This is a genomic window from Streptomyces sp. NPDC101393, assembly GCF_044767385.1.
Lineage (GTDB): Bacteria > Actinomycetota > Actinomycetes > Streptomycetales > Streptomycetaceae > Streptomyces.
This window is the reverse complement of sequence record NZ_JBIWNU010000001.1, coordinates 98,909-108,992: the sequence shown is the minus strand read 5'-3', so window position 1 is coordinate 108,992 and position 10,084 is coordinate 98,909. Positions and strand designations below refer to the sequence as shown.

Here is a 10,084-nt window from a genome sequence, read left to right as displayed (position 1 = left end):
CCGCAGCCGCGCGTGGTCACCGCGTCCCGGGCGCGGCGCCACGGTTAGGGAGTCGGCCGGTCACTGCGGCGCGAACTCCTCCCTCCCTCCCTCCCTCCCTCCAACCCCTCCCTCCCTGCCCACCCCCGTCCCCTCCTCAGCCTCAAGCTCAGCAATCTCAGGGTCTGTGCTCATGGTTCTTGCCGACGGACCTGCCTAAGGCGGAACCCTGGAGTCTGGCCCGGCGGCGAATCCCGAGATCGCCGGCACGCTTCGCCGAACGTTTCGGAGTGATCGGAGTGAGGCGGCCGAGTGCCCACAGCGTGGTGGCGGCGAGCGCGATAGCCCCCAAGAGGGCGGCCTCGGTCGATGCGGCTGCGGTTGAGTGAGGCGCCCCGGGAACAGGGATGCCGATCACCGGGAGCAGCCGCGATGGGCCACCTCTGAGCATCTCCGGCGGCATGAGCGATATCGGGTCCAGGTAGGACTTCCCTCGGCGCAGACCCCAGTGGAGGCACGGCGCCCGGCAGTGGAACGGTCCGTGTTGGAGGACGGCGACCGGCTGCCCCGCCCTGACGCGTTCCCCTTTCCGGGCTGTGGGACGCACGGGCTCGTACGTGGTGCGTAAGGGGGGACGGCCGGAGCGCGACAGCTCGATGGTGAGGACTCCCCGGCCGGCGACCTTGCCCGCAAAGGCCACCCGGCCGGCAGCGGCTGCCCGGACCGGTGAGCCGATGGCGGCTGCCAGGTCCACCCCGCGATGACCTGCCGCCCATGGCGACGGCGGAGGCTCCCAGCCGTGTAAGACAGTGGGCCGCAACCCGGCTACGCCTTTCACGGGCCAGGCCCGGTCATCCCCTGCCGGTATCGCAGCGGAGACGTGCTCCCTGGCCTCGGCAGATTCCGCCGTTGCGTCACGCCCATGCGCATCTCCAGCCTCCGGCCCGGTAGCCGGGTTTCCCGATGCAGGCGACGAGGACGGGGACGGGGCCGGACCGGCGGAGACGAGGGGTGCGGAGGCCGCCGAACTGGTGCTGCTCATGGACCGTGGCCAGGTTCCCGGCCCCGGTCCCGCCCCAGGCTCCGGGCCAAGCGTCAGCCCCGGTACCGACAGCACGGCCGCCGCCGCTGCGGCTACAGCCACGACCACGGAGGCGTTCACCGTCCGCCCTCGCGCAGGGAAGAAGCAGCTCGGCCCGTACCGCAGAGGCACCCCGGGTGCCCCAGGCGACCCCGGCCACTGCCACGGGGAGGGGAAAAGCGGAAACGGGTACCCAAGTAAGGGGCGAAGGGGGAAGGGGAGAAGGAGAGACGGTAGTCGCCACCGCGGAGGTTTTCGGACGCTCCCGCACCCTTCGGCGATGCCGGAGTCCCCGAAGTTCCCGGAGTCACTGGCGCCTCCACAGTTTCCCGAGGCCCCGGAGCCACTGGAGCTCCCACAGTCCCCCGAGGCCCCGAAGTCTCGGGAGCGCCCGGGGCCTCGAAAGCCCCACCGTGAGGACGAGGAATCGGCGGCGCCCTGCGCCGACCGTGCCCGGCGCCTCCGCCTGAACGACAGCGGAGCCCGGTCAGCACCTGGACTCGGACCCGGGCCCACACCCGGGCCCACAACCGGCCCCCGGGTCGGAGCCGGGACGGTGACCACCACCGTCCCCGGCCCCACCCCAGGCCCGGCCCCCGGCCCCACCCCGGGCCCGGCCCCCGGCCCCACTCCACGCCCCGCCCCCACCCCCCGCAGGGACAGGAAAGGGTTCCGCGAATTGTTCAGGTTCTGTCGCATGTCCCGACCGTGCCGTAGCGCGGTCGTCGCGCGGGGATCTTGGTCCGGAGCTGTGGATAACCGGCGGGTTGTGGACAACGGTGTCACTCGTCCAGGGCGGGACCCGGGTGGGGAGAGGTGTGTGTCGCTCAGTGCATCGGCAGTCCCGTACACTTCTTGTGGCGATCCGGGTCACCGGGTCGACTTCGCACGCCCCGCCGTCAGTGCACCAGTCCCGTTCGGGCAGCACGACGGCCGCGCTCCTCGGTCCTCGGACGGTTCCGCAAGGTTCCTCCTCGGCAGGCGCGTCGGGGCGTCAGGCACCGCGGCCGACCGGCCGCAGTGAAACCGAGAAAACGAGGAGTACGGCCATGGCCGTCGTCACGATGCGGGAGCTGCTGGAGAGCGGCGTCCACTTCGGGCACCAGACCCGGCGCTGGAACCCGAAGATGAAGCGCTTCATCTTCACCGAGCGCAACGGCATCTACATCATCGACCTGCTCCAGTCGCTGTCGTACATCGACCGCGCCTACGAGTTCGTCAAGGAGACCGTCGCCCACGGCGGCTCGGTCATGTTCGTCGGCACGAAGAAGCAGGCGCAGGAAGCGATCGCCGAGCAGGCGACGCGCGTGGGCATGCCCTACGTCAACCAGCGCTGGCTCGGCGGCATGCTGACCAACTTCTCGACCGTCTACAAGCGCCTGCAGCGCCTGAAGGAGCTCGAGCAGATCGACTTCGAGGATGTGGCCGCCTCCGGCCTCACCAAGAAGGAGCTCCTCGTCCTCTCCCGCGAGAAGGCCAAGCTGGAGAAGACCCTCGGCGGTATCCGCGAGATGCAGAAGGTGCCCAGCGCCGTCTGGATCGTGGACACCAAGAAGGAGCACATCGCCGTCGGTGAGGCGCGCAAGCTCAACATCCCGGTCGTCGCGATCCTCGACACCAACTGCGACCCGGACGAGGTCGACTACAAGATCCCGGGCAACGACGACGCGATCCGCTCCGTCACCCTGCTCACCCGCGTGATCGCCGACGCCGTCGCCGAGGGCCTCATCGCCCGTTCCGGTGCCGCCACCGGCGACCAGAAGCCCGGCGACAAGGCTGCCGCCGAGCCGCTGGCCGAGTGGGAGCGCGACCTGCTCGAGGGCGAGAAGAAGGCCGACTCCGAGGACGCGGCCGAGAAGCCCGCCGAGGCCCCGGCCGCCGAGGCTGCTGCCGCCACCGAGGCGCCCGCCGCCGAGGCCGCTCCGGCCGCCGAGGCCGACGCCGAGAAGCCGGCTGCGGACTCCGAGCAGGCCTGACCTCAGCACCGGTTGAAGACGGCGGGGGCCGGCGCCACAAGCGCCGCCCCCGCCGTCCACCCGTAGATCTTTCGACTGTCGAGATTTCGAGAAGAGATTCACAGACCATGGCGAACTACACCGCCGCTGACGTCAAGAAGCTCCGCGAGCTCACCGGCGCCGGCATGATGGACTGCAAGAAGGCCCTGGACGAGGGCGACGGCAACGTCGACAAGGCCGTGGAGATCCTGCGCGTCAAGGGTCAGAAGGGCGTCGCCAAGCGCGAGAGCCGTTCGGCCGAGAACGGTGCGGTCGTCTCCCTCATCGCCGACGACAAGTCCGCCGGCGTGCTGCTCGAGCTGAAGTGCGAGACCGACTTCGTCGCCAAGGGTGACAAGTTCCAGGCCGTCGCCAACACGCTCGCCGCGCACGTCGCCGCGACGAAGCCCGCCGACCTGGAGGCGCTGCTCGCCTCCGAGATCGAGGCCGGCAAGACCGTCCAGGCGTACGTGGACGAGGCCAACGCCACGCTCGGCGAGAAGATCGTCCTGGACCGCTTCGCGCAGTTCACCGACGGCTTCGTGGCCGCGTACATGCACCGCACCATGCCCGACCTCCCGCCGCAGGTCGGCGTCCTGGTCGAGCTGGACAAGGAGAACGCCGAGGTCGCGAAGGACGTCGCGCAGCACATCGCCGCGTTCGCGCCGAAGTTCCTCTCCAAGGACGAGATCCCGGCCGACGTCGTCGAGAACGAGCGCCGCGTCGCCGAGGCCACCGCGAAGGAGGAGGGCAAGCCCGAGGCCGCCCTTCCGAAGATCGTCGAGGGTCGCGTCAACGGCTTCTTCAAGGAGAACACGCTGCTCGCGCAGCCGTTCGCCAAGGACAACAAGAAGACCGTCCAGAAGGTTCTGGACGAGGCCGGTGTCACGCTGAAGCGCTTCGCGCGCATCCGCGTCGGCGCCTGAGCCTGCACGAAGGCAGCGAATGACCTACGACCCCGCTAGGGTCGTACGCAGTCGGCCGCTCACCGGCCGGCCGCAGATGTGACGAGGAGGCCATTGCCGCACAGGGATCTGACCCAGACCCACGGCAATGGCCTTCTTCGTATGTGCACGAGGAGAGCGCAATGAATCACGGTGCCGACGGCGCGGACACAGACAAAGCCGTTCATGGCGGGACGCGGCGCTTCCTGCTGAAGCTGTCGGGCGAGGCATTCGCCGGCGGTGGCGGGCTGGGCGTCGACCCCGATGTCGTGCACGCCATGGCCCGCGAGATTGCCGCCGTGGTGCGCGAAGGCTATGAGATCGCCATTGTGATCGGCGGCGGCAACTTCTTCCGCGGAGCCGAACTCCAGCAGCGCGGCATGGACCGGGCCCGCTCCGACTACATGGGCATGCTCGGTACGGTCATGAACTGCCTGGCCCTCCAGGACTTCCTGGAGAAGGAGGGCATCGACTCGCGCGTGCAGACCGCCATCACCATGGGTCAGGTCGCGGAGCCGTACATCCCGCTGCGCGCGGTGCGCCACCTGGAGAAGGGGCGGGTCGTCATCTTCGGCGCCGGTATGGGCATGCCGTACTTCTCCACCGACACCACCGCCGCACAGCGCGCCCTGGAGATCGACGCCGAGGCGATGCTGATGGGCAAGAACGGTGTCGACGGGGTCTACGACTCCGACCCCAAGAAGAACCCGGACGCGGTGAAGTTCGACGCCCTTGAATACGGCGAGGTCATCACCCGCGACCTGAAGATCGCCGATGCCACCGCCATCACGCTCTGCCGCGACAACAAGCTCCCGATCCTCGTCTTCGAACTGCTCGCCGAGGGCAACATCGCGCGCGCGGTGAAGGGTGAGAAGATCGGCACGCTCGTCAGCGATCAGGGCACCCGGGCCTGACAGGGGCCCCAACTGCCGTGATTCCGTACGGGCATCGGCCTGTACGGGCGGCAACTCCCGGCCGTGGCTAGACCTCGGTACGGGGATGGACAACCGCCTGCCGGTCGGACACCGTGCAGGAGAGGACGCACGGCAGGGGCGAGGCTCTGCTTCTTACCGAAAAGACCAGGAGCAAGTGGTGATCGAAGAGATCCTCCTCGAGGCCGAGGAGAAGATGGAGAAGGCCGTCGTGGTCGCCAAGGAGGACTTCGCCGCGATCCGCACCGGGCGTGCGCACCCGGCGATGTTCAACAAGATCGTGGCGGACTACTACGGTGCCCTGACGCCGATCAACCAGCTGGCGTCGTTCTCGGTTCCCGAGCCGCGGATGGCCGTGGTGACCCCGTTCGACAAGAGCGCGATGCGCAACATCGAGCAGGCGATCCGCGACTCCGACCTCGGCGTCAACCCGAGCAACGACGGCAATATCATCCGGGTGACGTTCCCGGAGCTCACCGAAGAGCGCCGCCGGGAGTACATCAAGGTCGCCAAGACCAAGGGCGAGGACGCGAAGATCTCGATCCGCAGCGTGCGCCGCAAGGCCAAGGAAACCCTCGACAAGCTCGTCAAGGACAAGGAGTCCGGCGAGGACGAGGTGCGCCGCGCGGAGAAGGAGCTCGACGACACCACCGCGAAGTATGTCGCGCAGGTGGACGAGCTCCTCAAGCACAAGGAATCCGAGCTCCTCGAGGTCTGATGAACGAGTCATCCTGGGGAGCCCCGTCCCGCGCCGGACAATGGGGACCACCCGACCAGGGAACGGCCTCCCCGCTTCGCGGGGCGGCGCCCCCCGCCCCGGCGGGTCCCGTGCACGACTGGGCAGAGGCGGCGCAGACTCGGCCCATGCCCATCGTGCCCGACGCAGGCGGACACCAGGACGACGACCGGGTCCACCGGGAAATCCGGGACGACCTGGATCACCGGGACGACCGGGGGGCTGCTCGACTGAGCGGCCCCCTGTTCCGCGACGAAAAGCCGCAGGAGCCCATGCCCACTGCCTTCCCCGGTTCTCCCGGGCCTGACAGCTCGCAGAACCCGCCGCAGCCGAAGAAGAGCGCGGGACGAAATCTGCGCGCCGCGATAGGGGTCGGCGTCGGCCTCGGCGTGATCATCATCGCCTCGCTCTTCGTCTACAAGCCCATCTTCATCGGCGTGATAGCGGTCGCCGTGGTCGTGGGCCTGTGGGAGCTGACCTCGCGGCTGGCGGAACGCAGGGACATCCGGGTGCCGCTGGTGCCGCTCGCGGTCGGCGGCACCGCCATGGTCGTCGCGGGATACGTACGCGGCGCCGAGGGCGCCTGGGTGGCGATGGCACTGACGGCGCTGGCCGTCCTTGTCTGGCGGATGACCGAGGCACCCGAGAACTACCTCCGGGACGTCACCGCCGGTGTCTTCGCGGCGTTCTACGTACCGTTCCTCGCGACCTTCGTGGCCCTGATGCTCGCGGCCGACGCCGACGGGCCGCAGCGGGTGCTGACCTTCCTGCTCCTGACGGTCGTCAGCGACACCGGTGCGTACGCGGTCGGCTGGCGGTTCGGAAAGACCAAGCTCGCGCCGCGCATCAGCCCCGGCAAGACCCGCGAGGGACTCGCCGGCGCCGTCCTGTTCGCCATGGTCGCCGGCGCGCTCTGCATGGAGTTCCTGATCACGAACGGCGCCTGGTGGCAGGGCCTGCTGCTCGGCCTCGCCGTCGCCGCCAGCGCCACCCTCGGCGACCTCGGCGAATCCATGATCAAGCGGGACCTCGGCATCAAGGACATGGGCACCCTGCTGCCCGGCCACGGCGGCATCATGGACCGCCTCGATTCCCTGCTGCCGACCGCCCCCGTCGTCTGGCTGCTGTTCGTCATCTTCGTCGGCTCCGGCTGAACCACCGCCGCCCGTTCTCCAGGGAACGTGCTGCGTACGGCGGGTACGCGAAGCCCCGAGGGGCCTGCCACCAGGCGTGGCGGGTCCCTCTTCGCGCGTCCGGGACGCGAGGAACCAAGCGATGCACCCGGAGATCTCAGGCTCCGAGGGTGCGCCAGAGCCCCCACCAGCCCGGTTTGCGCTCACGCCATGCGCGGGGTGGAACGCCCCAGGCGTGTCCCGGCCTCTCGGACCGAGCCGCGGCTTCCGCCCACTCCTGGCCGGGAGCGAGTCAGTTGCGAACACTTCGACCGACAAGGGCCGCTGCGGAACCGCGCTGCCGGACGACGCCGGAGTCGATCTGCGACACTGGGAGAAACATGCCGGCACCGCAGGGCTGACAGCAGCGGTTGGCAACATCAGCGTCGCCGATCACGGTGAACGGGGCACGCCGGGCCAGGACCGGGTGCCGCCTACGAGCGCTCTTCCGATAGGCGCGAGAAGCAGTGATCGGCTCGCCGGCCCGCTTCTCCCCGAAGAGGACAAGAAGCCCACCGCATGCGGCCCTGGTGTCCAAAGCGGCATGACGGCTCGATCTCACCGTCATTGTGGGAGGCATCCGATGCCATTCATCGACATCAAGGTGATCGCGGGAGTGTTCACGCCCGAAGAGAAGCAGAAGATGGTCAAGGATGTCTCGGAGGCGTTGATCGCCATCGAGGGCGAGGCTCTGCGACCGGTCACGCATGTCGCGATCACCGAGACACCCAGCGGCGAGTGGGCGGTCGGTGGCAACGCCCTGACAGCCGACGACGTCAAGGCCAAGAGGGCCGGCTAGCGCGTGCGGTACGTGGCCGGCACGCTCGGCACCGGCTCTACGAAAGGTCAGCCCTGACCGGTTGAGCTGGAAGATTCCGGGTCGGCTGAACCATGCCTCGCCCATGCCTCGCCCACGAAGGTCATCCGATGTTCCGGGCTCCCGGGCAGGCTGGACACCCGTGGGCCCGGCCGTGGATCCTCAGCACGCAGGCGGCATGCCGCCGCACCGCCCGCCCCGTCACTGCTCTTTGGTCCCCTGGCGGCGCAGCCCCACCTGGACGGCCTGAAGCATGACCCGGGCCGCCACGGCCACGAGCAGGATGGTGCCCGCCATCTGCGCCATCGTGACCGCGCGTGCGGCCTCCGTCCGGGCGGTGATGTCGCCGAAGCCGACGGTGCTGAACACGGTGAGGGCGAAATACAGCGAGTCGGTCCTGGTGAGGGGCTCGCTGAAACTGCCGGGCCCGCCGCGTTCCAACAGGTAGTAGGCGCTCGCGAAGAGCAGGAGGAACAGCGGGACGGTGGTGGCGACAGCCTCCAACGCCCGCAGCCGAGGGGTGGCGGAACGCGTGATCATGACGGTATGCCAGGCGAGGAGCAGCACCAAGGCCGCCAGCCCGATGATGAGGCCGGCCGCCGTACCGCCGGTGAACGCTCTGTCCATGGGCAGCAGGTAGTACGCGAGGAAGCAGCCGGTCGCGGTGATGGTGCACCGCAGTACGGCGAACAGCGTCCGACGGCGGCTGTCCGGTCGGGACCGCGGTCGTTCCGGGCTCGTGCCCATCCCCTGCGACTCAGGAGCTTCCATGGGTTCCCCTCGGCATGAGCCTGTGGTCGCGGTCGGCCGTCCCACGCGAGGAGAAGGCCGGTGCTGGAGGGTGCATAACCTACCAAAGGAGAGGTAAGTGGTAGCTCTCGGTAGCGGGCCGGGGGTGGCGGTCCCGGAGGCGGCCGAAGTGGCGACCGGGACCGAGGGCCGAGGGTCGAGGGCCGCGAGGCAACGCCCCGTCACGAGAGGTGATCCTGGGTGGCCAGGGCGCCGGGCGGTCGTGGCGGCACCCGCACGGTGACGGAAGACGGCCTGGGCCGTCCCCGGGCCGTGCAAGGCGGGCCGCCAGGGACAGGGCCACCGGGGGTGACCGGGCCCACCTGCCTGTGGCCTGGGGGGCCGTGGACGATCTGCCACACTGGACGCACCATGCCTGCACCCGGAGAACTCACTTTCGTCGCGCCGCGCGGAGCCAAGAAGCCGCCGCGGCACCTTGCCGATCTGACCCCTGTCGAGCGCCGCGAAGCGGTGGCCGCGATCGGTGAGAAGCCGTTTCGTGCCAAGCAGCTGTCGCAGCACTACTTCGCCCGCTACGCGCACGACCCGGCGCAGTGGACCGACATCCCGGCTGCGGCGCGCGAAAAGCTGGCGGCGGAGCTGCTGCCGGACCTGATGAACGTCGTGCGGCACATCTCGTGCGATGACGACACCACCCGCAAGACCCTGTGGAAGATGCACGACGGGACGCTCGTCGAGTCCGTGCTGATGCGTTACCCGGACCGGGTCACCATGTGCATCTCCTCGCAGGCCGGCTGCGGGATGAACTGCCCGTTCTGCGCCACCGGCCAGGCCGGCCTGGACCGTAACCTCTCGACCGCCGAGATCGTGCACCAGATCGTCGACGGGATGCGGGCGCTGCGCGACGGCGAGGTGCCCGGCGGGCCCGCGCGGCTCTCCAACATCGTCTTCATGGGGATGGGGGAGCCGCTCGCCAACTACAACCGGGTGACCGGCGCCATCCGGCGGCTGACCGACCCCGAGCCGGACGGCCTCGGGCTGTCCCAGCGGGGCATCACCGTCTCCACCGTCGGCCTGGTCCCCGCGATGCTGCGGTTCGCCGACGAGGGCTTCAAGTGCCGGCTGGCGGTGTCGCTGCACGCGCCGGACGACGAACTGCGCGACACCCTGGTGCCCGTCAACACCCGCTGGAAGGTGCGGGAGGTGCTGGACGCGGCGTGGGAGTACGCCGAGAAGTCCGGCCGCCGCATCTCCATCGAGTACGCCCTGATCCGTGACATCAACGACCAGGCGTGGCGCGGTGACCTGATGGGACGGTTGCTGAAGGGCAAGCGGGTCCATGTGAACCTGATCCCGCTGAACCCGACTCCCGGCTCGAAGTGGACCGCCTCGCGGCCCGAGGACGAGCGGGCGTTCGTGAAGGCCATCGAGGCGCACGGCGTGCCGGTGACCGTCCGTGACACCCGGGGCCAGGAGATCGACGGCGCCTGCGGGCAGCTCGCGGCCTCGGAACGCTGACCGCCCGCTGGTATCGTCTGATCGAACAAATGCACATTCCGACAGGGGAGCGCCACAGCGCTGAGAGTGCGGAACCGTCGTAGTCATCCGGCGGCCGCAGACCCTTGAACCTCGCCCGGGTCATTCCGGGTAGGAAGTTCGGTCGTCACTCATGCTGTTGC

General features: G+C 69.4%; 9 protein-coding genes and 1 riboswitch. Of the genes, 7 read left to right on the top strand and 2 right to left on the bottom strand.

Annotated elements, in window-relative coordinates:
* Positions 1-157 precede the first annotated feature (157 nt).
* Complete coding sequence (locus ACIRQ7_RS00425; RefSeq protein ID WP_404258822.1) at positions 158-1,021, bottom strand: M23 family metallopeptidase; 864 nt, start codon at positions 1,019-1,021, stop codon at positions 158-160.
* A gap of 1,088 nt (positions 1,022-2,109) precedes the next feature.
* On the opposite strand from ACIRQ7_RS00425, the gene rpsB reads away from it, so the two are divergent.
* The 6 genes from rpsB (at position 2,110) to ACIRQ7_RS00395 (ending at position 7,637) form a co-directional block, all read left to right on the top strand.
* On the top strand, positions 2,110-3,036 hold the full coding sequence (gene rpsB / locus ACIRQ7_RS00420) for a 30S ribosomal protein S2 (protein WP_404258821.1): 927 nt from the start codon (positions 2,110-2,112) through the stop codon (positions 3,034-3,036).
* Positions 3,037-3,143: 107 nt separating this feature from the next.
* Positions 3,144-3,980, top strand: coding sequence for a translation elongation factor Ts (gene tsf, locus ACIRQ7_RS00415; RefSeq protein WP_401463511.1), 837 nt, complete (start codon positions 3,144-3,146; stop codon positions 3,978-3,980).
* 161 nt (positions 3,981-4,141) lie between these two features.
* Positions 4,142-4,912, top strand: coding sequence for a UMP kinase (gene pyrH / locus ACIRQ7_RS00410; protein WP_401463513.1), 771 nt, complete (start codon positions 4,142-4,144; stop codon positions 4,910-4,912).
* A gap of 178 nt (positions 4,913-5,090) precedes the next feature.
* Entirely contained in the window at positions 5,091-5,648 is a 558-nt protein-coding gene (gene frr, locus ACIRQ7_RS00405) for a ribosome recycling factor (protein ID WP_398557197.1), read from the top strand.
* Positions 5,648-6,820, top strand: coding sequence for a phosphatidate cytidylyltransferase (locus ACIRQ7_RS00400; RefSeq protein WP_404258819.1), 1,173 nt, complete (start codon positions 5,648-5,650; stop codon positions 6,818-6,820). The genes frr and ACIRQ7_RS00400 overlap by 1 nt, the downstream gene beginning before the upstream one ends.
* 601 nt (positions 6,821-7,421) lie before the next feature.
* Positions 7,422-7,637 carry a 4-oxalocrotonate tautomerase family protein gene (locus ACIRQ7_RS00395; protein WP_401463517.1) on the top strand — a complete coding sequence of 72 codons (216 nt, stop codon included), beginning with the start codon at positions 7,422-7,424 and terminating at the stop codon, positions 7,635-7,637.
* Between the two features lie 219 nt (positions 7,638-7,856).
* On the opposite strand, the gene ACIRQ7_RS00390 is transcribed toward ACIRQ7_RS00395, so the two are convergent.
* On the bottom strand, positions 7,857-8,426 hold the full coding sequence (locus ACIRQ7_RS00390) for a potassium channel family protein (RefSeq protein ID WP_404258817.1): 570 nt from the start codon (positions 8,424-8,426) through the stop codon (positions 7,857-7,859).
* Between the two features lie 390 nt (positions 8,427-8,816).
* On the opposite strand from ACIRQ7_RS00390, the gene rlmN reads away from it, so the two are divergent.
* The gene (rlmN, locus tag ACIRQ7_RS00385; RefSeq protein WP_404258815.1) at positions 8,817-9,923 is read left to right on the top strand and encodes a 23S rRNA (adenine(2503)-C(2))-methyltransferase RlmN; all 1,107 of its coding nucleotides are present in this window, start codon (positions 8,817-8,819) and stop codon (positions 9,921-9,923) included.
* Positions 9,924-9,956: 33 nt separating this feature from the next.
* A riboswitch (TPP riboswitch) is annotated at positions 9,957-10,077 on the top strand.
* Positions 10,078-10,084: the final 7 nt, after the last annotated feature.

Coding starts and splice junctions, on each gene's coding strand:
- pyrH (WP_401463513.1), top strand. CDS start 4,142: ATGAATCACGGTGCCGACGGCGCGGACACAGACAAAGCCGTTCATGGC.
- rpsB (WP_404258821.1), top strand. CDS start 2,110: ATGGCCGTCGTCACGATGCGGGAGCTGCTGGAGAGCGGCGTCCACTTC.
- ACIRQ7_RS00425 (WP_404258822.1), bottom strand. CDS start 1,021: ATGAGCAGCACCAGTTCGGCGGCCTCCGCACCCCTCGTCTCCGCCGGT.
- ACIRQ7_RS00390 (WP_404258817.1), bottom strand. CDS start 8,426: ATGGAAGCTCCTGAGTCGCAGGGGATGGGCACGAGCCCGGAACGACCG.
- tsf (WP_401463511.1), top strand. CDS start 3,144: ATGGCGAACTACACCGCCGCTGACGTCAAGAAGCTCCGCGAGCTCACC.
- ACIRQ7_RS00395 (WP_401463517.1), top strand. CDS start 7,422: ATGCCATTCATCGACATCAAGGTGATCGCGGGAGTGTTCACGCCCGAA.
- ACIRQ7_RS00400 (WP_404258819.1), top strand. CDS start 5,648: ATGAACGAGTCATCCTGGGGAGCCCCGTCCCGCGCCGGACAATGGGGA.
- rlmN (WP_404258815.1), top strand. CDS start 8,817: ATGCCTGCACCCGGAGAACTCACTTTCGTCGCGCCGCGCGGAGCCAAG.